The sequence below is a fragment of the Pseudomonas putida genome, assembly GCF_050990305.1.
GTDB classification, from domain to species: domain Bacteria; phylum Pseudomonadota; class Gammaproteobacteria; order Pseudomonadales; family Pseudomonadaceae; genus Aquipseudomonas; species Aquipseudomonas putida_AH.
On the sequence record NZ_CP158817.1, the window covers coordinates 452,048 to 474,589 of the forward strand.

The 22,542-nt window shown below is 59.7% G+C and carries 11 protein-coding genes; 4 read left to right on the forward strand and 7 right to left on the reverse strand.

Going from position 1 to position 22,542, the window contains the following annotated elements; all coding sequences use genetic code 11:
- Positions 1-77: 77 nt before the first annotated feature.
- Together ABTV22_RS02130 and putA are read right to left on the reverse strand one after the other, a co-directional pair.
- Positions 78-1,880 carry an acyl-CoA dehydrogenase gene (locus ABTV22_RS02130; protein ID WP_433738344.1) on the reverse strand — a complete coding sequence of 601 codons (1,803 nt, stop codon included), beginning with the start codon at positions 1,878-1,880 and terminating at the stop codon, positions 78-80.
- 235 nt (positions 1,881-2,115) lie between these two features.
- Complete coding sequence (gene putA / locus ABTV22_RS02135) at positions 2,116-6,069, reverse strand: trifunctional transcriptional regulator/proline dehydrogenase/L-glutamate gamma-semialdehyde dehydrogenase (protein ID WP_433738345.1); 3,954 nt, start codon at positions 6,067-6,069, stop codon at positions 2,116-2,118.
- A gap of 463 nt (positions 6,070-6,532) precedes the next feature.
- On the opposite strand from putA, the gene putP reads away from it, so the two are divergent.
- From putP to ABTV22_RS02155, 4 genes are all read left to right on the forward strand, one after another.
- On the forward strand, positions 6,533-8,017 hold the full coding sequence (gene putP, locus ABTV22_RS02140) for a sodium/proline symporter PutP (protein WP_433738346.1): 1,485 nt from the start codon (positions 6,533-6,535) through the stop codon (positions 8,015-8,017).
- Between the two features lie 405 nt (positions 8,018-8,422).
- A complete protein-coding gene (locus ABTV22_RS02145) occupies positions 8,423-10,321 on the forward strand; it encodes a type VI secretion system tip protein VgrG (protein ID WP_433738347.1) in 1,899 nt (632 codons plus the stop codon).
- Positions 10,311-11,075 (forward strand): DUF4123 domain-containing protein, encoded by a 765-nt coding sequence (locus ABTV22_RS02150; protein ID WP_433738348.1) that lies wholly within the window; start codon positions 10,311-10,313, stop codon positions 11,073-11,075. Before ABTV22_RS02145 ends, ABTV22_RS02150 begins: the two co-directional genes overlap by 11 nt.
- Before the next feature lie 134 nt (positions 11,076-11,209).
- Positions 11,210-12,046 (forward strand): 23S rRNA (adenine(2030)-N(6))-methyltransferase RlmJ, encoded by an 837-nt coding sequence (locus ABTV22_RS02155; protein ID WP_433738349.1) that lies wholly within the window; start codon positions 11,210-11,212, stop codon positions 12,044-12,046.
- A gap of 108 nt (positions 12,047-12,154) precedes the next feature.
- Here ABTV22_RS02155 and msrA read toward each other — a convergent pair whose 3' ends face one another.
- From msrA to aceE, 5 genes are all read right to left on the reverse strand, one after another.
- Positions 12,155-12,805 (reverse strand): peptide-methionine (S)-S-oxide reductase MsrA, encoded by a 651-nt coding sequence (gene msrA, locus ABTV22_RS02160; protein WP_433738350.1) that lies wholly within the window; start codon positions 12,803-12,805, stop codon positions 12,155-12,157.
- A 181-nt stretch (positions 12,806-12,986) separates the two neighbouring features.
- Positions 12,987-15,680: a sensor domain-containing phosphodiesterase gene (locus tag ABTV22_RS02165; RefSeq protein ID WP_433738351.1), complete on the reverse strand. Its 2,694-nt coding sequence runs from the start codon at positions 15,678-15,680 to the stop codon at positions 12,987-12,989.
- 268 nt (positions 15,681-15,948) lie between these two features.
- Positions 15,949-17,343 carry an alkaline phosphatase D family protein gene (locus tag ABTV22_RS02170; protein ID WP_433738352.1) on the reverse strand — a complete coding sequence of 465 codons (1,395 nt, stop codon included), beginning with the start codon at positions 17,341-17,343 and terminating at the stop codon, positions 15,949-15,951.
- A 335-nt stretch (positions 17,344-17,678) separates the two neighbouring features.
- Positions 17,679-19,637 carry a dihydrolipoyllysine-residue acetyltransferase gene (gene aceF / locus ABTV22_RS02175; RefSeq protein WP_433738353.1) on the reverse strand — a complete coding sequence of 653 codons (1,959 nt, stop codon included), beginning with the start codon at positions 19,635-19,637 and terminating at the stop codon, positions 17,679-17,681.
- 11 nt (positions 19,638-19,648) lie between these two features.
- Positions 19,649-22,294 carry a pyruvate dehydrogenase (acetyl-transferring), homodimeric type gene (gene aceE, locus ABTV22_RS02180; protein WP_433738354.1) on the reverse strand — a complete coding sequence of 882 codons (2,646 nt, stop codon included), beginning with the start codon at positions 22,292-22,294 and terminating at the stop codon, positions 19,649-19,651.
- Positions 22,295-22,542: the final 248 nt, after the last annotated feature.

Consider the following 22,542-nt stretch of genomic DNA (forward strand, 5'->3'; position numbering starts at 1 on the left):
CGCAGCCTGCGGCAGCTCCTACAAAGGAACGCATTCCAATGTAGGAGCTGCCGCAGGCTGCGATCTTTTTGTGGCTGTCAGAACCACTCATCCTGCATGTTCAAACACACATCATCCCGCGTCTCAAGAATCGCCAGCTCATGGTGGCAGCTCGGAATTTCCCAGGTCAGGAAATACCGCGCCGCCTGCAGCTTGCCCTTATAGAAGCTCACATCCGCCGCATTCCCTTTGGCCAACCCTTCCTCGGCGCGGATGGCCTGTTCCAGCCAGCGCCAGCCGATCACGGTATGGCCGAACACCTTCAGGTACAGCGCCGAATTCGCCAGGCTGTTGTTGACCTTGCCTTGGGCCAGGTCCGTCAGCAGGCCAATGGTCACGGTTTGCAGGCGAGCTACCAGCTTCTCCAAAGGCTCACGCAGTGGCGACAGCGACTCGAACGCTTGCGCGCGTTCGGCGGTGTCAGCGATCAGGCGAATCAGTTGCTTGAGCCCGGCACCACCGTTCTGCGCCAGCTTGCGACCCAGCAGGTCCAGCGACTGAATGCCGTGGGTGCCTTCGTGGATCGGGTTCAGGCGGTTGTCGCGGTAGTACTGCTCCACCGGATACTCGCGGGTGTAGCCATGGCCGCCGAGAATCTGGATCGCCAGTTCGTTGGCCTTCAGGCAGAACTCCGACGGCCAGGATTTGACGATCGGCGTCAGCAAATCCAGCAGTTCATGGGCCTGTTTGCGTTCGGCTTCGGTCTCAAGGGTGGTGGTGTCGTCGAACAGTCGCGCGGCGTACAGCCCCAGGTCGAAGGAGCCTTCGACATAGGCCTTCTGGGTCAGCAGCATGCGCTTGACGTCGGCATGCTGGATGATCGCCACTGGTGCGGTGTTCGGATCCTTGCTGTCCGGCACCCGTCCTTGTGGACGTTCACGGGCGTACTCCAGCGAATACAGATACCCCGCATAACCGAGCATCACCGCGCCCATGCCGACGCCGATCCGCGCTTCGTTCATCATCTGGAACATGTAGCTCAAGCCATGGTGCGGCTTGCCCACCAGATAGCCGACACAGTCGCCGTTATCGCCGAAATTCAGTGCGGTGGAGGTGGTGCCGCGCCAGCCCATCTTGTGGAACAGGCCGGCCAGCAGCACATCGTTGCGCTTGCCCAGGCTGCCGTCATCGTTGACCAGGAACTTGGGCACGATGAACAGCGAGATGCCTTTCACCCCGGGCGGTGCGTCCGGCAGCTTGGCCAAGACCATGTGCACGATGTTTTCCGACAGCGGGTGATCGCCGCCGGAGATGAAGATCTTGTTGCCCTTGAGGCGATAAGTGCCGTCGGACGCAGGCTCGGCGCGTGTACGAATATCCGACAAGGATGAGCCTGCGTGGGGCTCGGTCAGGGCCATGGTGCCGAAGAAGCGCCCGTCGATCATCGGTTGCAGAAAGCGGCGCTTCTGCTCGTCGCTGCCGAAGCTTTCGATCAGGTTGGCCGCGCCCATGGTCAGGAACGGGTACGAGGTCGATGCGGCGTTGGCCGATTGAAAGTGCGCGAAGCAGGCCTGGGACAACAGCGTAGGAAGTTGCATGCCGCCGGCCTCGAAACTGCGCGCGGCGTTGAGGAAACCGGCCTCGAGGAAGGCGTCCACCGCCGGTTTCACTTCCGGAATCAGAATCGCCCGACCGTCCTCGTAGCGCGGTTCGTTCTCGTCACCCTTGCGGTTGTGCGGGGCGAAGAATTTTTCGGCAATGCTGCGGGCGGTGCCGAGGGCGGCATCGAAGGTTTCGCGGTTGTGCTCGGCAAAACGCTCACGCTGGGTCAGGCCCTCGGCATCGAGGACTTCATACAGCTCGAAAGCCAGATTACGGGAACTGAGCAACGTCTCGGACATGGCGGCCTACCTTTTGTTGGAATGGGCCGAGTCTAGGTTGAGGAATAGAGGCTGAATAGGATGATTGATCTGCGTGATGGAGAAGCCAAACACGACCCTGTAGGAGCCGGCTTGCTGGCGATAGCAGTGCTCCAGATGCACCGCATTGTACTGATCGCCAGCAAGCCGGCTCCTACAGGGCAAAAAAATGGGCGCCATTCAGGGCGCCCATTTTGTGTAACTGACACTTGGCGGTTTAGCCGATCGTCATCAGGCTGGCATTACCACCCGCCGCCGCAGTGTTGACGCTCAACGCCCGCTCGATCACCAGGCGCTCCAAGGCAATGTTGGATTCACCCTGCGACAAGCCCTGAACACCGACGATGGCGCCGGCGCGCTTGGCCACTTGCTGGCAAACCGCGCGCAACTGATCGGAATGGCCGTGATGCAGAACCGCATCAAACACCACCTCGTCCTTGTTCCAGTCGGCCACCCGCTTGATGCGTGCCTGGATGTCCTTCGGCAGGCGTGCGAACAGCGCCTTGCTCAGGTCCGTTTCCGGCCACACCGCCGAACCACCGACGGCCAGTACCGCCGCCAGTTGGGTCAGCAGATCGCCTTCGACTTCCGCCAGGCACAGCACGTGTTCACGCGGCAGGATCGCATAGCTGTTGCGCTCGCCGGTCGGGCCGGCCAGGACGCGGGTGATACCGCTTTGCGATTGCGCGGCGAACTGCACGCACAGGGTGCTCAGGTCGGCGAACTTGTTGCTGTCGGCCCAGGCTTTGAGGGCGGTCAGCGGCTTGCTCATCGCCTCACGCAGACGCACGTCCGGCGCCACGGCGGCATCGCCGCGAGCGAAGGATTGCTCGATGGCATCGGTCGGGCGCGTCGACAACAAGCGGTACAGGTACAGCGGACCACCGGCCTTCGGACCCGTACCCGACAGGCCTTCACCACCGAACGGCTGCACGCCGACCACGGCGCCAACAATGTTGCGGTTGACGTAGACGTTACCGGCATTGACGGTGTCGATCACCTTGGCGATGGTCTCGTCGATGCGAGTGTGCACGCCCAGGGTCAGGCCGTAGCCGGACGCATTGATCTGGCCGATCAACTGGTCGATGTCCTTGCGCTTGTAGCGAACCACGTGCAGCACCGGGCCGAAGATCTCCCGCTGCAGTTCGTCGAAGCTTTCCAGTTCGATCAGGGTCGGCATCACGAAGGTGCCGCGTTTGACTTCTTCGGCATCGGCGATGGCCACCTGGTACACGCTGCGACCTTTGTCGCGCATGGCCTGGATGTGCTTCTCGATGCCGGCCTTGGCTTCGGCGTCGATCACCGGGCCGATGTCAACGGACAGGCGCTCAGGGTTGCCCAGACGGCTTTCTGCCATGGCGCCCTTGAGCATTTCGATGACGCGGTCGGCGGAATCTTCCTGCAAACACAGCACGCGCAGTGCCGAGCAACGCTGACCGGCGCTGTCGAAGGCCGACGATACAACGTCGATGACCACTTGTTCGGTCAGCGCCGAGGAGTCGACGATCATTGCGTTCTGGCCACCGGTTTCGGCGATCAAAGGAATCGGACGGCCCTGGCTGTCCAGGCGACCGGCGATGTTGCGTTGCAGCAGGCGAGCCACTTCGGTGGAACCGGTGAACATCACGCCTTTGACGCGATCGTCGCCCACCAGGCCGGCACCGACGGTTTCGCCACGGCCCGGCAGCAGTTGCAGCACACCTTCCGGAATCCCGGCTTCGAGCAGCAGGCGCACGGCCTGGGCAGCGACCAGCGGCGTCTGCTCCGCAGGCTTGGCCAGCACCGGGTTACCGGCGGCCAGTGCGGCGGCGACCTGGCCACTGAAGATCGCCAGTGGGAAGTTCCACGGGCTGATGCACACCACAGGACCCAGCGGACGGTGAGCGTCGTTGGTGAAGTCGTTGCGTGCCTGCACCGCGTAGTAACGCAGGAAGTCCACGGCTTCGCGCACTTCGGCGATGGCGTTGGCGAAGGTCTTGCCGGCTTCACGGGCCAGCAGGCCCATCAGTGGCTGGATCTCGCCTTCCATCAAATCAGCGGCGCGTTCCAGGATCGCGGCGCGCTCGGCAGGCGGGGTGGCCTGCCAGATCGGGGCGGCGTTCAGGGCGCATTGGATCGCGTTGTCGACGTCTTCGACGGTGGCTTCTTGCACATGGCCGACGACATCACGCAAATCGGACGGGTTCAGCACCGGTGCCGGGGCTTCGGTGCTGGAGGCGCAACCGAGCATCGGCGCGGCTTTCCAGTTGTTGTGTGCGGTGGCCAGCAGGGCGCAGGACAGGGAAGCCAGGCGATGTTCGTTGGCCATGTCGATACCGCTGGAGTTGGCACGTTCCGAACCGTACAGGTCACGTGGCAGCGGGATGCGCGGGTGCGGCAGGCCGAAGCCGCCTTCCAGTGTTGCCATTTGTTCGATGCTGGCCACCGGATCGGCCACCAGCTCCTGAATCGAGATCGACTGGTCGGCAATGCGGTTAACGAACGAGGTGTTCGCGCCATTTTCCAGCAGACGACGCACCAGGTAAGCCAGCAAGGTTTCGTGAGTGCCGACCGGTGCGTACACACGGCACGGACGGTTCAGCTTGCCTTCGGAAACCTTGCCTACAACTTGTTCGTACAGCGGTTCGCCCATGCCGTGCAGGCACTGGAACTCGTACTGGCCCGGGTAATAGTTCTGGCCGGCGATGTGGTAGATGGCCGACAGGGTGTGGGCGTTGTGGGTGGCGAATTGCGGGTAGATGACTTCCGGCACCGACAGCAGTTTGCGTGCGCAAGCGATGTAGGACACGTCGGTGTACACCTTGCGGGTGTAGACCGGATAGCCTTCCAGGCCTTCGACCTGGGCGCGCTTGATTTCGCTGTCCCAGTACGCGCCTTTCACCAGGCGGATCATCAGGCGATGACGGCTGCGGCGAGCCAGGTCGATCACGTAGTCGATCACGTACGGGCAACGCTTCTGGTAAGCCTGGATCACGAAACCGATGCCGTTCCAGCCGGTCAGTTGCGGCTCGAAGCACAGGCGCTCGAGCAGATCCAGCGACAGTTCGAGGCGGTCGGCTTCTTCGGCGTCGATGTTCAGGCCGATGTCGTATTGCTTGGCCAGCAAGGTCAGCGACAGCAGGCGTGGGTACAGCTCGTCCATCACGCGCTCGTACTGGGCGCGGCTGTAGCGCGGGTGCAGGGCGGACAGCTTGATCGAAATGCCTGGGCCTTCATAAATCCCACGACCGTGGGAGGCCTTGCCGATCGAGTGGATGGCTTGTTCGTACGAGGCCAGGTACTTCTGCGCGTCGTGTTCGGTCAGCGCCGCTTCACCCAGCATGTCGTAGGAGTAGCGGAAGCCCTTGGCTTCGAACTTGCTGGCGTTGGCCAGGGCTTCGGCGATGGTTTCGCCGGTGACGAACTGCTCGCCCATCAGACGCATCGCCATGTCGACGCCCTTGCGGATCATCGGCTCGCCGCTCTTGCCGATGATGCGGCTCAGGGACGAAGTCAGGCCGGCTTCGTTGTGGGTGGACACCAGTTTGCCGGTCAGCAGCAGACCCCAGGTGGCGGCGTTGACGAACAGCGACGGGCTGTTGCCCAGGTGCGGCTGCCAGTTGCCGGTGCTGATCTTGTCGCGGATCAATGCGTCACGGGTGCCTTTGTCCGGGATGCGCAGCAGCGCTTCGGCCAGGCACATCAGTGCCACGCCTTCCTGGGACGACAGGGAGAATTCCTGCAGCAGGCCCTGAACGATACCGGCACGGCCGCCGGCGCTCTTCTGGTTGCGCAGTTTTTCGGCAATGGAAGCGGCGAGCTTGTTGGTGGCTTCTGCCATTGGTGCCGGCAGGCGCGCCTGCTCGATCAGCATCGGCACCACTTCCGGCTCCGGACGACGGTAAGCGGCGGTGATCGAGGCGCGCAGTACCGATTGCGGCAGGATGCTTTCGGCGAATTCGAGGAAGCACTGGTGTGCGTGGTCGGTATGAACTTCGCCCGCGTCGTCAGCGGCAGCGGTGGTCAAACCGTTCAGCTCGGTCAGGGTTGCACCACCCTCGAGTTTTTCCAGGTAATTGAAAATTGCCTGCTTGATCAGCCAGTGCGGCGTGCGATCTATCGAGGTCGCGGCAGCCTTGAGGCGTTCGCGGGTCGGGTCGTCAAGCTTGACGCCAAGGGTGGTGGTAGCCATGTTTTTTGTCCTCATGTTTGCCACGACTGCGTGGCATCAGCTGGCGGCAAGATTAGCCGTGCGCCGACAGAGGTGCAACCGGGTGCAACCCTTTTTTGTCGGAAAATTCCGCGCTTGATCAGGAAATAAATTCTGGTACGAAAGTGCCGCATTTTGCTCGATCCCCTAATTTTGTGAGATCTGTCGGGGTTGCGTAAAAAGGATAGTAAAAAAATGAGGTTGTGAATTTGCCATAAATGGGTGCAACTAATTCCCAATAAAAGGTTGCACCCAGTTTGCTTTGTTGACTAGCATTCGCGCCCCAAGGTGCAACCCGTCTGGATCGAGGGTGCGTCGGCTGATGGCTTTCCTGGGGAAACATCAGTCATAAATGCGCGGGCTCCCGAATCGTCTGTCAAACGTCATCGTTTGCGAGCGGTTCAACAGCCGCCGCTACATAAAAACAAAGCCAGGGCGTCACTTAATGAGCGTAACGAATCCAACCCTGATCACCTTCGTGATCTACATCGCTGCCATGGTGCTGATCGGCTTCATGGCCTACCGCTCCACCAATAACCTGTCTGACTACATCCTGGGCGGTCGCAGCCTGGGTAGCGTCGTGACCGCGCTGTCCGCCGGCGCCTCTGACATGAGTGGCTGGTTGTTGATGGGTCTGCCGGGCGCGATCTACATGTCCGGTCTTTCCGAAAGCTGGATCGCCATCGGCCTGATCGTCGGTGCTTACTTGAACTGGCTGTTCGTCGCTGGCCGTCTGCGGGTGCAGACCGAGCACAACGGCGATGCCCTGACGCTGCCGGACTACTTCGCCAGCCGTTTCGAAGACAAGAGCGGCCTGCTGCGAATCATCTCTGCGGTCGTTATCCTGGTGTTCTTCACCATTTACTGTGCTTCCGGCATCGTGGCCGGTGCCCGTCTGTTCGAAAGCACCTTCGGCATGTCCTACGAGACGGCGTTGTGGGCCGGTGCTGCGGCGACGATTGCCTACACCTTCGTGGGCGGTTTCCTGGCGGTGAGCTGGACCGACACCGTACAAGCCACGCTGATGATTTTCGCGCTGATCCTTACGCCGATCATCGTGCTGCTGGCCACCGGTGGCGTCGACACCACGTTCCTGGCCATCGAGGCACAGGATCCGGCCAACTTCGACATGCTCAAAGGCACCACCTTCATCGGCATCATTTCGCTGATGGGCTGGGGTCTGGGTTACTTCGGTCAACCGCACATTCTGGCGCGCTTCATGGCGGCCGATTCGGTGAAGTCGATCGCCAAGGCTCGTCGCATCTCCATGACCTGGATGATCCTGTGCCTGGGCGGCACCGTTGCTGTCGGCTTCTTTGGCATTGCCTACTTCTCGGCCAACCCGGCCGTGGCCATGCCGGTGAGCGAGAACCACGAGCGCGTGTTCATCGAGCTGGCGAAGATCCTGTTCAACCCATGGATTGCCGGTGTGCTGCTGTCGGCCATTCTGGCGGCTGTCATGAGCACCCTGAGCTGCCAGTTGCTGGTGTGTTCGAGCGCCCTGACTGAAGACTTCTACAAGACTTTCCTGCGTAAATCCGCTTCCCAGGTTGAATTGGTCTGGGTCGGTCGTGCCATGGTGCTGCTGGTTGCCCTGGTGGCTATCGCGTTGGCTGCCAACCCGGAAAACCGCGTGCTGGGTCTGGTCAGCTACGCCTGGGCCGGTTTCGGTGCCGCTTTCGGTCCGGTGGTGCTGATCTCGGTGATCTGGAAAGACATGACTCGCAATGGCGCACTGGCCGGTATCCTGGTTGGCGCGATCACCGTGATCGTGTGGAAACACTTCGAGCTGCTGGGCCTGTACGAAATCATCCCTGGTTTCATCTTCGCCAGCCTGGCGATCTACATCGTCAGCAAGTTGGGCGCACCGACCACCGGCATGCTTCAACGCTTTGCCGCGGCCGAGAGTGATTTCCGCCTGAACAAGTAATGGGTTGAGCGCATGCGCCAAACCAATGCTTGAATGAAGACGGCCCGCTTCCTTTGGAGGCGGGCCGTTTTTTATGCGTCTCAGTTGAACTGTAGGGGCAGAGCTTGCTCGCGATGGCGACCCATCTGCCGACCTATGCGTTGGATGGGCTAATGCCATCGCGAGCAAGCTCTGCTCCTACAGATTTGCGGCGAACCTGTAGGAGTGAGCGATGCGGCGACCCGACTTGCCCGCGAAGGCGTCATCCGTTCCACTCTATGTGAAGAATGTCTGTAGCCGGAAAAATCGTTTTCTGAAGGTCAAAGCTTCAAAAGGCGTAGGGCATTTCTGTTTTTCCTGTCCTTTGATGATCCCGCTTATCACTCATGCAGAATCCCCCGCTTCCAATCTGCAGAGACACATCGGATGTTCGCTTCTGCCAATCAGCCGCGCTTCACGTTGACCGTCGACGGGGTCGACAGTGAGTTCAAGGTGCTTGAGTTCACGGGTAAGGAGGGCATCAGCCAGACGTACCGTTTTGATCTGGAACTGGTCAGCGAGTGGCCGGACATCGATCTCGAAAACTTGATGCACCGTCAGGCGTTTCTGAGTTTTGGTGCGCAGGGTTACGGTATTCATGGCCAGGTTTTTCGGGTGGGTCAGGGCGATTCCGGCAATCGTTTCACGCACTACCAGATCAGTCTTGCGCCGCGTCTGGCGTACCTCGGTCAGCGAATCAATCAGCGGATCTTCCAGCATCAAAGCGTGCCGATGATCATCGCCCGGATCCTCCAGGACCACGGCATTCTTGGCGATGCCTTCAGCTTTGAGCTCAGCCGTGATTACCCCAAGCGCGAATACTGCGTGCAATACGCGGAAAGCGACCTGGCGTTCGTCCAGCGGCTGTGCGCTGAAATCGGCATTCACTACCACTTCCAACACAGTATGGGTGGGCATCTACTGGTGTTCGGCGATGACCAGACCATTTTCCCGCGTTTACCTGTACCGACACCGTATTTGCCAGGCAGTGGCATGGCGGCGCAGATGCCGGTTATCAACCGTTTCAGCGTACGCCTGGAAACACGGCCAACGGCAGTGGTGCGCCGCGATTACGACTTTCATAAACCTCATCTGGAGCTGGAAAACCGTCGTGACAGCCAGCAACTGCCGACACTTGAGGACTATGGTTTTCCGGGGCAATTCAGCGACCGAGACGTTGGCAGTCATCTGGCGGGGCGAGCGCTGGAGCGTCATCGTGCGGACTACCGGCAGGCTCAGGGCCGTAGCGATCAATCGATGCTGGTCAGCGGGTATTTCCTGCCACTCCAGGAGCATCCGCGTGAGGACTGGAACGATCTGTGGCTGCTGACAGAAATAGAGCACCACGGTCGACAACCCCAGGTGCTTGAGGAGTTCGCGGGCAGTGAGGGTGCGGAAAGTTTCCAGGGCTATCGCAATACTTTTTTGGCGACGCCATGGGATGTTTTCTTTCGTGCGCCGCTGATCGAGAGGCCTCGCGTCGTCGGTTATCAATCGGCGGTTGTGACTGGACCGGAAAACACGGAGATCCATTGCGACGAATATGGGCGGGTCAAGGTGCGACTGATGTGGGATCGCGATGGCCAGTTGAACGAGCATTCCAGTTGCTGGTTGCGGGTGGCCAGTGCTTGGGCTCATGACGGCTATGGCAGCGTCCTGACTCCGCGTGTCGGCATGGAGGTGCTGGTGGGGTTCGTTGATGGCGATGCCGACAAACCACTGGTGATGGGATGTCTGCCCAATGGCAAGAATTCTATCGCGCTGAACTTGCCAGCCAACAAGACCAGCAGCGTCTTGCGTACTCAAAGCAGTCCGGTTGATCCTGGTGGTGCTCAAGGCTACAACGAATTGCGAGTCGAGGATCGTCGGGGAGCCGAGGAGATTTACCTGCGCGCCCAACGAAACTGGACTCAGTGGGTAAAGCACGACATGTGCGTGAAGGTCGATCGAAACGCCTCTGTCCATGTCGTAGGCGATAGGGATGTGCGCACAAACAATCAGACCGTCAATGCAAGCGGGCAGTATCGCGTCAATGCCGGTAGTCAGGTCGTCATTGACGGTGGCGCCCACGCGACGATTCAGGCGGGCGGGCACTGGATCAATATTGGTCCTGAAGGGATTTTCAGCAGCGTGCCCATTGGAGTGGGGGGAGCATTGATCCCGTCCATGGGCGCACCAAGCACAGCTGTGCAAAGTGTCGCACTGGGCATGGCGCAGATGTTCAACCTGAAAAGGGCGGCGCCGTTTTGCCAAATATGTTGCGAAGAGGGTGCCTGTGCCGTTTGATTCTTTATCACCAATCGCTTGGCTGGAGCGCCAGCCGCTGCAACCGACGGAGCAACTGTTCGCGATCTTCAGCAATGCCAGTGCCGCTGAACCTTTTGAAGCTTGGCGGCGTTCGTCCTCCGCAAAAATGCCCAGCCCCATCTGGGCTGATACCGCCTACGCCGCTTGGGACGCGGTGATGCCTTTTGTCGGCGCCGTTGCGGTGGACAGCGAGTTTCTGAATTGGGTGGCGAGCACGGCGTCTCGCGACTGGGGCTGGTTGGCTGTTTCTTCGCAAGGCCAGCAGGCGTTGGTCGAGCACCTGCGCGGCCTCACCCAGGTTTTCTTGCCCAATGGCAGCACGGTGTTTTTCCGCTTCTGGGATGGGCGTTATTTGTTGGCGATGCTTCAGTGCGACGAAGTCGATGGGGCGCAGCTGCTGTCGGGGATTGGACGGTGTTTGATCAATGGGCAGGCCGTCGAGATTGCTGGCAGCGCACAGAATGCCTCAAAGGATTTTCCGTGGTGGGAGGTGCCTGAATCTCTGCTGCAACAGCTGGGTGATCAAGACCCTTCAACACAGGTGAGCAACTTGATGCAGTGGTTGAGTGAGGAGCAACCGGGTGTATTCGAGGCGTTCCCTGAAAATGTTTTGCGCAGCAAGGTTGCGAATTTTCTCAGTGGGCCTGATTTGCCGTCTGCGCCGAAGAATGAATTGTTGGCGTACTTGATCGAGGAAATGCATGCGATGCGGTCTGTCAGGAACTTTGCGTAATCGTTCATCGCGAGCAAGCTTTGCTCCTACAGGTTTCGTTGTCCAGGCGAGCACTCGTGCAGAACCACTCAGCCGTGACCGCCTGACTTGCATGCCGGTAAAAGGTAAACTTCCCGGCCTTCGCAGGAGCAGCCATGAATTATCGTCACGCCTTCCATGCCGGCAATCACGCCGATGTGTTCAAACACCTGACCTTGACCCGCCTCATCGCCCTGATGTCGCGCAAGGAGCAGCCGTTTGCCTATCTCGATACGCACGCCGGTATTGGCCTGTATGACTTGCAGGGCGACCAGGCCAGCCGTACCGGCGAGTACCTGGAAGGCATTGCGCGTTTGTGGGATCAGCCGGACCTGCCAATCCTCACTGCCGATTACATGCAGGTGCTGCACGAGATGAACCCGGATGGCCAGTTGCGCTACTACCCGGGTTCACCGGAGTTGGCGCGCCGCCTGACGCGACCGCAGGACCGTGTACTGATCAATGAGAAACACCCCGAAGACGGCCAGTTGCTCAAGGAGAACATGGCCGGTGATCGCCGGGTCAAGGTGCACCTGGGCGAAGGTTGGCATGTGCCTCGGGCCTTGCTTCCAGTGCCGGAAAAGCGCGCGGTGATGCTGATCGACCCGCCGTTCGAAAAGCTCGACGAGATGCAGCGTTGCGCGCTGGCGATGAAGGAGGCGATTGGCCGCATGCGCCAAACCGTGGCGGCGATCTGGTACCCGGTGAAGGATCAGCGTGCATTACGTCGTTTCTACCAGGACCTGGCGGGCACCGGTGCTCCGAAGTTGTTGCGCGTGGAGTTGCTGGTGCATCCGCTGGAGACGCCTAACAGTCTGAACGGTTCCGGTCTGGCGATTGCCAATCCGCCGTGGGGGCTGGAGGAGGAATTGCGTGAGCTGCTGCCGTGGCTGTCCGAGAAGCTTGGGCAGACCCAGGGTGGGTGGAAGATGGATTGGTTGATCGCTGAGTAAGACGAATCGACAAGCAGGATCAAAAGATCGCAGCCTGCGGCAGCTCCTACAGGTGTACACATAACCCTGTAGGAGCTGCCGCAGGCTGCGATCTTTTGCGTTGAGCGATTAAATCGGGCAGGTCACGCCAGTGCCGCCAATCCCGCAATAGCCTTCCGGGTTTTTCGCCAGGTATTGCTGGTGATAAGTCTCGGCGAAGTAGACGGTGGGTGCCTGGTCGACTTCGGTGGTGATGTCGCCCAAGCCGGCCTTGCTCAGCTCAGCTTGGAACACCTGCTTGCTGGCTTGTGCTTCATCCAACTGCTGCGGGGTGGTGCAGTAGATCACCGAGCGATACTGGGTGCCGATGTCGTTGCCCTGACGCATGCCCTGGGTCGGGTTGTGCAGTTCCCAGAACATGGCCAGCAGCTCTTTGTAGCTGACTTTCTTCGGTTCATACACCACCAGTACCACTTCGGCGTGACCAGTCAGGCCCGAGCAGACTTCTTCGTAGGTCGGGTTCGGAGTAAAGCCGCCGGCGTAACCGACCACAGTGCTGACCACGCCCTCGCGCTGCCAGAACCGCCGCTCGGCGCCCCAGAAGCAACCCAGGCCGAAGATGGCGAAATCGACGTCCTGAAAGAAAGGGCCCAGCAACGGAGTTTCTTCGAAGACGAAATGCTTCTCGGGCAGGACCATCGGGGTTTCGCGGCCAGGCAGAGCTTGTTCTTTGGTAGGGAGCACGTTTTTGTTCACCAGAATTTCCGAGCGCAGAACCATTATCAGTCCTCAGTCAGGATGGATGTAAATAGACAGACTATCAGTGTGCCGAATGCCGGCGAGTTACGCACTATCCCTGTGGGCTTGCTCGCGAAAGCGGTCTATCAGTGACATTAATGTTGCTGATATTCCCTCTTCGCGGGCAAGCCCGCTCCCACAGAGGGCGAGTGTCGGGCCGCTGTCAGGCGATCGGGCCGCGCGGGTAGCGTTTGAGCTTTTCGATCAGATCGGCGCCCGGGATCGGCTGGTCGAACAGGTAGCCCTGGCCAACGTCGCAACGGTGGCGGCGCAGGAAGGATAACTGCGCGGCCGTTTCGATGCCTTCGGCCACGACCTGGAGTTTCAGGTTGTGGGCCATGGCGATCACTGCGGAAGTGATCTCCATGTCGTCCTGGTTGTCCGGGATTTCGTGGATGAAGCTTCGGTCGATCTTAATGATGTCGATGGGGAATTTTTTCAAGTAACTGAGCGACGAGTAACCGGTGCCGAAGTCGTCCATGGCCAGGGTCAGGCCCAGGCGCTTGAGTTGGTCGAGCTGCAAGTGGGTGTCTTCGGTGGCTTCCAGCAACAGGCCTTCTGTCAACTCCAGTTCCAGCAGGTTCGCCGGCAGCGCTTCCTCCTTGAGGATGTTGGCGATGGAGGCCACCAGGTCCGGGTCGGAGAACTGTTTGGGTGACAGGTTGATTGCCACCTGAAGATTACCCAGCCCGGCGGCCGTCAGTTCCTTGCTCTTGCGGCAGGCCTGGCGGGCGATCCATTTGCCAATTGGAATGATCAGGCCGGTTTCTTCCGCGACGCTGATGAACTGGTCCGGGCGAATCATGCCTTTTTCCGGGTGATCCCAGCGCAGTAACGCTTCCATGCCCAATAGACGACCGGTTCGCAGGCAGAGCTTGGGTTGGTAGAACACGTCCAGTTCGTTCTGGGTCAGGGCGCGGCGCAGGTTGTTCTCGACGAACAGTTTGTAGCTGGCTTCGGCGTTCAGTGCTTCGGTGAATACCTGCACCTGATGTTTGCCATTGGCCTTGGCCTTATGCAAGGCCAGCCCTGCGTTACGCATCAGGGTTTGCGGGTCGCGCCCGTGCAGTGGCGCGCACGCCAGGCCCACGGAACCGGTGACGCTGATCAGCTGGTTATCGACGAACATCGGTTTGTCGAGGGTGGCCAGCAGCTGGCTGGCGACCTGTTGACCGGTTTGCAGATCGGTATTGTCCAGCAGTACCGCAAACTCGTTACTGGCAAACCGCGCCAGGCTGCCACTCGGGCTCAGGCTGTTGCGCAAACGCCGGGCGAGGCTGATCAGCAGCTTGTCGCCGGTCTGATGGCCAAGGCTGTCGTTGATCCGCTTGAAATTGTCGATGTCCACCAGCAACAGGCTGATCGGGGTATCGCTGTCTCGAGCGAAGCGCTCATCAAGGTTACGGATGAAGGCGGGACGGTTGCCGAGGTTGGTCAGGTTGTCGGTGTAGGCCAGGCGCTCGATGCGTTGCTGGGCGAGTTTGGTCTGGGTGATGTCTTCGTAAATGCCGATGTAATGGGTCAGTTCACGGTTGTCGCCATAGACCTTGGAGATCGACAGCTGCCCCCAGTAGGGTTCGAGGTTTTTGCGACGGCTCTTGAACTCGCCCTGCCAACTGTTGCTCTTGGCCAGTGCCGAAGGCGCATCGAACAGCAGCTCGCTGAGGTTCTCCAGGGCGGGCAGTTCCGACAGGCGCTGGCCGTGGACTTCTTCGGTGCTGTACTGGGTGATCGCGGTGAAGCTCGGGTTGACGTATTCCACCACGCCGTCGCAATTGACCAGCAGGAAGGCGTTGGCGCTTTGCTCCACCGCACGCTGGAACAGATGAAGGGCGCTGGTGGCGGTGCGTCGATTATGGTTGCTGATGACTTGGGCGAACTGATCCGCCAACTCGCCGGCGAAAGCAATTTCATCCGACTGCCAGGCGCGGGTCGTACCGCTTTGCTCCAGGCACAGTACACCGACCACCTGGCCGTCGACGCGGATGCTGGCGTCGAGCATCGCGTTGACATCGCGAGCACGCAGGCTTTCGGCGATCTCGCGGGTGCGGGGGTCGTGCATGGCGTTATGGGCATCGATAGCGCGCCCGGTGTGCAAGGCGTCCAGGTAGCCGGGAAAGCCGCTGGCGTCGATCGGCTCCGGTAAGAGGTATTGCTGATTGGCGCGGTGAAAGGCCGAAATGGGTACCAGCGTCGAGCCATCGAGGTGCCACAGGCTGGCACAGTCGATTTCGTAGATCTCGCAGGCGCTGCGGGTAATCAGTTCGGCGGCTTCTTGCAGGGAGTTGTTACTGCTATAGCGCTGGCGTGTCAGCAGCAGGATCAGGTCCTGCTGGGCGCGTACCCGGTCCAGGTGCTGCAGTTGTTCCTGTTGGGCACGCTGGTTGAGCTCCAGAGCGATTTGCAGGCGCGAGTTCTGGGTTTCCAGATCCAGTGCAGGCAGCAATGGGTCGTCCTCGAACAGCCCGTCGACGACCATCAGGTAACCACGTAACAGGTGTCGATTGTGCTGTTTAAAACCTTCGCCCAGTTCCAGCAGATTCAGCGAACCTGAGGCGGTGTGCAGCGTGTAGCGAATCAGGTAATGCGTGCCTTCGCTCAGTTGTTGCTGGATTGCGTCATGCAGCTGATAACGCGCTTCCGGCTCCATCAGGCTGGCGTAGGGTGAGCCGACCAGGGCGCACAGCTCCACGGCTGGCAAGCCGAATTGGCGTTCGCAATTGGGGTCGAGAAACAGCAGCGCCCAGCTAGGTTCGTTCAGCCGCTCGAAACGCAGCATGCCGAGCCGCGAGGGCACAGGCAACTGCGTCACTACCTCGGCCACCATACGGCTGGCGGCATCGGGTTGGCTCTTCATAGGGAAGGAAACTCGCTTCGTATTTGCTGAACGCGCCGGGCTCTCGCCCTCTTTACTGTTGCCTGCGGCAAGGTTGCATCATTGCAACACCGACTGACAAGAGACATGAAGGCCAAGTGCTATAAGAATATGTCGGCAGAAGTGAAGTTTTCTTCAATGAGGGGCGAAAGTAATGCTATTTCCGTAAAAATCGTAGCCATCGGCAGCTCCTGGAGGATGTACGTCGTTCCATTGTAGGAGCTGCCGAAGGCTGCGATCTTTTATTTTATTAACGCAACGGAATCTGGGTCGATTGCAGTGGGTTGCCGTCCCGACCGTGAAAACACACCTGAATCTGTTCCGTATCGACAATCAGATGCGCGAAGTTGTCCTGGCTGATCACCTTGCCGGTCAGCTCATGTCGGTAATCGCCTCCAGCGGTTTGGGCCAAGGGTTGATCGAGGATAAAGGTCGAGTCTTTGGCATAGGGCAGCCATTTGCTGTTGCACAGGGGGGACGAAACGATGGTGTGAATTTCGAAGTCCGGGTCCTCGCTGTGAGTCAGGCGGCTGGTCAAAGAGCCGTGGACATCGCCGGATATGAAGATGACGTTCTTGACCTTGTGTCTACGAATGGTCTCCAGCAACCGTAGACGTTGCTCGGGAAAGGCTTTCCAGGCGTCGCCGCCCAAGCGTTTGCGGTCGGGGTAAAACATGACGCTGGTAATGATGAATTTGACCCGGGCCGGACTGTGAATCAACCAGTCGCACAAAGCCTGTTCCTGTTCGATATCCAGAATGCGCCGGTCGTTGTCCGCGAGATTACGCCGGGTTCGACTGTCAGTGACGAACCACTCGATATCGCCATGGGCAAACTGATACCAATACTGTTTTAACCGTTGATTGATTTGCCCAAGGGCATTGAGTTCATGGGCCGGGCTATGACTGGCTTGGTACAGCTCATAGGCTGCCATGGCATTTTTATATAAACGATCATCGCTCTTGCTTTTGTTAGCCGGCCAGTTGTCTTCGATTTCGTGGTCATCGAGGATCATATAAGTGGGGGTGCAGGACATTAACTTGCTGATATGAGGCTGGGAGAGTGCCGCCTGATATTTGGCGAGTATTTCCCTGTACTCGCGGTCAGGTGCGATGAAGTTCAAATCGTCGACGTATACCTGGTCGCCGAGCATCAAAAGCGCATTGATCGCAGGTGTGGTGTTTCGTGCAAGATTCTCGATAGCCGCGAAGATTCGATCGCCCAAGTGTGGGGCCGAAGGTACGCCAGCGGTCATGCGCAGATAGCGGCAGGAGCCAGCAATGTAAGCGCGTGGCGTTGTGACTGTGCTTGATTGTGTGCGCAGGTAATAGAGGGCTTGGGGCCACTGCAGTGGCAGTTCCTGCACCGTATCGACGGTATGCGTCGGACTCATGGGGCTGAACCAGCCGGCTTGATATTCGTACTCGGTATTGGCGCACAGACCTTGCAGAACGATCACCGCCGACATGTCGCGAGCGTCCGTCAGTTGGGTGAAAACGCTTTTACTCCAGTGCTCGCTTCCGCTACGTCGATAATGAATAGCGGCAAATACCAAAGCGTCTTTCTGTCGTTCTCCTCTCAGAAAAATACGGGCTTCATTCGTGGTGGTATGGCCCAGGATGGGGCCGACGGTCGGCTTTAACATATTCGAGTCCATTCGAAAGAGGTGGGTTAAATCGCGTCTTCAAAAAGAGCGTATGGAGGCTTTCTATCCAAGGCTAATGAAGTGGTGGGAAGAAATACGTGGGTGATTCGGACGGGAGGTGTGGGAGGGGGCAGCCACAGATGTAGGAAGACGGTTGGATAGGTAGATCAAAAGATCGCAGCCTTCGGCAGCTCCTACATGGGGGCTGCCGGAGGCTGCGATCTTTTGGCTTTCCAAAAAAAAGCCCCGCCAAATTGGCGGGGTTGAGGTACGAGCGTGGCGCTCGGAAAACTTGAAACGCAACAGGCCCTCCATTGAAGGAGGGCCTGTTGGAGTTACAGCAGGATGGTGCGGATGTCCGCCAGCAGGTCGCTCAGACGCTTGGTGAAGCGTGCAGCAGCGGCGCCGTTGATCACGCGGTGATCGTAGGACAGCGACAGAGGCAGCATCAGCTTCGGCTGGAAGGCTTTGCCGTCCCAGACTGGCTGGATGGTTGCCTTGGAAACACCGAGGATCGCCACTTCCGGCGCGTTGACGATCGGCGTGAAGCCGGTGCCGCCAATGTGGCCGAGGCTGGAAATGGTGAAGCAGGCGCCTTGCATCTCGTCCGAGGAGAGCTTCTTGGTCCGGGCTTTTTCAGCCAGGGAAGCGGCCTCGGCGGCCAGTTGCAGCAGGCTCTTCTGGTCGACGTTCTTGATGACCGGTACCAGCAAGCCATCCGGGGTGTCGACGGCGAAGCCGATGTTCACGTATTTCTTGCGGATGATCGCCTTGCCGCTTGGTGCCAGCGAGCTGTTGAAGTCCGGCAGTTCCTTGAGCAGGTGTGCGCAGGACTTGAGCAGCAACGGCAGGATGGTCAGCTTGACGCCAGCCTTCTCTGCAACGGCTTTCTGGGCGTTACGGAACGCTTCCAGCTCGGTGATATCCGCCGAGTCGAATTGCGTCACGTGCGGCACGTTCAGCCAGCTGCGGTGCAGGTTGGCGGCGCCGACCTGCATCAGGCGGGTCATCGGCACTTCTTCGATTTCACCGAAGCGGCTGAAGTCCACGGCCGGGATCGGCGGGATGCCCGCGCCACCGGTTGCGCCGGCGGCAGCGGCTGGCGCTTCCTTGGCCTTCTGCATCATGGCTTTGACGTAAACCTGCACGTCTTCTTTCAGGATGCGACCGTGCGGCCCGCTGGCGCCAACGGCGCTCAGTTCGACGCCGAACTCACGGGCCAGTTGGCGCACCGCAGGACCGGCGTGAACCTTGGCGCCCGGCTTGGCCGGGGCGGCAACAGGAGCAGCAACAGGAGCCGGCGCAGCAGCGGCCGGAGCAGCGGCAGGCGCAGGCGCGCTAGGGGCAGCCGCGGCCGGTGCCGGAGCAGCAGCCGGGGCAGCACCCTTGACCTTCAGTTTGAGGATCAGGTCGCCAGTACCGACTTCGTCGTCCAGCTTGACGGAAACGCTTTCCACCACGCCAGCGGCTGGCGATGGAATTTCCATGCTCGCCTTGTCGGATTCGAGGGTGATCAGCGACTGGTCGGCTGCAACGGTGTCGCCAGCCTTGACCAGCACTTCGATGATCTTGGCCTTGCCCGCCGAGCCGATGTCCGGAACGTGGATGTCCTGAACGCTGTCGGCGACCGGTGCGGCCGGAGCTGCAGCAACTGGTGCAGGGGCAGCAGCGGCTGGAGCAGCAGCCTGGGCCTGAGCGGCAGCAGCAGGGGCCGCAGCACCTGCCACTTCCAGATCCAGGATCAGATCGCCAGTACCCACTTCATCGTTGAGCTTGACGCTGATGGCCTTGACTACGCCAGCGGCAGGCGACGGGATCTCCATGCTGGCCTTGTCGGATTCCAGGGTGATCAGCGACTGATCAGCCTCGACTTTGTCGCCGACCTTGACCTGGATCTCGATGATCTGGGCTTTGCCCGACGAACCGATGTCCGGCACGTGCACTTGCTGAACCGAAGCGGCGGCAGGTGCGGCGGCAGGCGCTGGAGCAACGGCTGGAACCGGTGCAGCTTCGGCTTTCGCAGCAGGCGCGGCAGTCGGTGCAGGGGCCGCAGCAGCGGCACCCTCGACTTCCAGCTCCAGCAGTTCGTCGCCTTCTTTCAGGCGATCGCCCAGCTTCACTTTCAGGCTCTTGATGATGCCGGCCTTCGGCGCAGGCACTTCCATGCTCGCTTTGTCCGATTCCAGGGTCAGGATGCTCTGGTCGGCTTCGATACGGTCGCCGACCTTCACAAACAGTTCAATTACTTCACCTTCACCGCTGCCGATGTCAGGTACGCGAATGAGTTCGCTCACAGAATCTCTCCTCAGCAGTCCAGTGGGTTGCGTTTTTCCGGGTCGATCCCGAACTTGGCGATGGCTTCAGACACCACCTTAGGTTCGATATCGCCACGGTCAGCCAGTGCTTCAAGGGCTGCCAACACCACGAAATGACGGTCGACTTCGAAGAAATGACGCAGTTTCTTGCGGCTGTCGCTGCGACCGAAACCGTCGGTGCCCAGGACTTTGAATTCCTTGGACGGTACCCACTGACGGATCTGCTCGGCGAACAGTTTCATGTAGTCGGTAGAGGCGATGACCGGACCTTTGCGGCCGTTCAAGCACTCTTCGACGTAGCTCAGTTTAGGCTTCTGGCCCGGGTGCAGACGGTTGGTGCGCTCGACGGCCAGGCCATCGCGACGCAGTTCGTTGAAGCTGGTTACGCTCCACACATCGGCGCCGACGTTGAACTGCTCGCGCAGGATCTTCGCCGCTTCACGGACTTCACGCAGGATGGTGCCGGAGCCCATCAGCTGAACGTGGTGAGCCGCTTCGCGGGTGTCTTCTTCGAGCAGGTACATGCCTTTCTTGATGCCTTCTTCGGCACCGGCCGGCATGGCTGGCTGCTGGTAGGACTCGTTCATCACGGTGATGTAGTAGAAGACGTCTTCCTGGTCTTCGGTCATCTTCTTCATGCCGTCCTGGATGATCACCGCCAGCTCGTAGCCGTAGGTTGGATCATAGGTGCGGCAGTTCGGGATGGTGGCAGCCAGCAGGTGGCTGTGACCGTCTTCGTGCTGCAGGCCTTCACCGTTGAGGGTGGTACGGCCGGCGGTGCCGCCGATCAGGAAACCACGGGTACGGCTGTCGCCGGCAGCCCAGGCCAGGTCGCCAATACGCTGGAAGCCGAACATCGAGTAGAAGATGTAGAACGGCAGCATTGGCTGGTTGTGGCTGGAGTACGAAGTACCGGCGGCAATGAAGGAGCTCATGGCGCCCGCTTCGTTGATGCCTTCCTCGAGGATCTGGCCCTTCTTGTCTTCCTTGTAGAACATCACCTGGTCTTTATCGACTGGCTCGTAGAGCTGGCCGACGGACGAGTAGATGCCCAACTGACGGAACATGCCTTCCATACCGAAGGTACGGGCTTCGTCCGGGATGATCGGAACGATGCGCGGGCCGATTTCCTTGTCCTTGACCAGTTGCGCGAGGATACGCACGAAGGCCATGGTGGTGGAGATTTCGCGGTCGCCGGTGCCGTCCAGGATAGCCTTGAGGGTATCGAGTGGCGGGGTCGGAACGCTGAAGCTCTGGGCGCGACGCTGTGGCACGAAACCACCCAGTGCGGCACGACGCTCGCTCAGGTAGCGGGCTTCGGCGCTGTTCGGCTCTGGCTTGAAGAACGGCAGGTTTTCCAGCTCTTCGTCTTTTACTGGAATGTCGAAGCGGTCACGGAACAACTTCAGGCTGTCGACGTCGACTTTCTTGGTGTTGTGCGCCGTGTTTTTCGCTTCGCCGGCACCGGTGCCATAACCTTTGATGGTCTTGGCCAGGATGACGGTTGGTTGTTCTTTGTGGTTGACCGCTTCGTGGTACGCCGCGTAGACCTTGTACGGGTCGTGGCCGCCACGGTTGAGTTTCCAGATCTCGTCGTCGGACAGGTCTGCAACCATCGCCTTGAGTTCTGGCGAGTTGAAGAAGTGTTCACGTACGAACGCGCCGTCTTTGGCTTTGTAGTTCTGGTACTCGCCGTCGATGACTTCGTCCATGCGGCGTTGCAGAATGCCGTCGACGTCCTTGGCCAGCAGTGGGTCCCAGAAACGGCCCCAGATGACCTTGGTCACGTTCCACTGCGCACCGCGGAACACGCCTTCGAGTTCCTGGATGATCTTGCCGTTGCCGCGAACCGGGCCGTCGAGGCGCTGCAGGTTGCAGTTGATGACGAAGATCAGGTTGTCGAGCTTCTCGCGGCCAGCCAGCGAGATCGCGCCCAGGGATTCCGGCTCGTCGCACTCGCCGTCGCCCAGGAAGCACCAGACTTTCTGTTTGCCTGGCTGGATGAAGCCGCGGGCTTCCAGGTACTTCATGAAACGTGCCTGGTAGATCGCTTGAATCGGACCCAGGCCCATGGAAACGGTCGGGAACTGCCAGAAGTCAGGCATCAGCCAAGGGTGCGGATAGGACGACAGGCCCGTTCCGTCGACTTCCTGGCGGAAGTTGTTCATCTGGTCTTCGCTGATGCGGCCTTCCATGAACGCGCGGGCGTAGACGCCTGGCGAGGTGTGGCCCTGGAAGTAGATCAGGTCGCCGCCGTGTTCGTCGGTCGGGGCCTGGAAGAAGTAGTTGAAGCCGATGTCATACAGGGTCGCGCTGGATGCGAAGCTGGAGATGTGACCACCCAGGTCAGAATCTTTCAGGTTCGTACGCATTACCATGGCCATCGCGTTCCAGCGTACCAGCGAGCGAATGCGGCGTTCCATGAACAGGTCGCCAGGCATGCGTGCTTCGTGGGTAACGGGGATGGTGTTGCGGTAAGGCGTGGTGATGGCGTAAGGCAATTGCGAGCCGCTGCGGGTCGCGAGTTCGCCCATACGGGTCATCAGATAGTGAGCACGGTCTTCGCCTTCTTTGTCGAGAACCGATTCCAGGGCGTCCAGCCATTCCTGGGTTTCGACGGGATCGAGGTCTTGCATGGCTTGCTCCAGGGCGGAAAGGCTACCAGAATCGGTTGCCTGAGTTAGCGACTGGCCTTGTGGGCAGACGTTATGAATTCTTGGATTGCCGATAGGTTGTTCCGGCGGTGTGTAGTTTTACTACAAATCTTCCGGCATTTCAGCCTTACTAATGTATATACGAGTAGTAAAACTACAGATGAGCGGCTTGTGGCCCCCGGCTGCGTTGTGAGAATAATCGTTAAGGTTGGTCTTTTGCCAACCCGAAA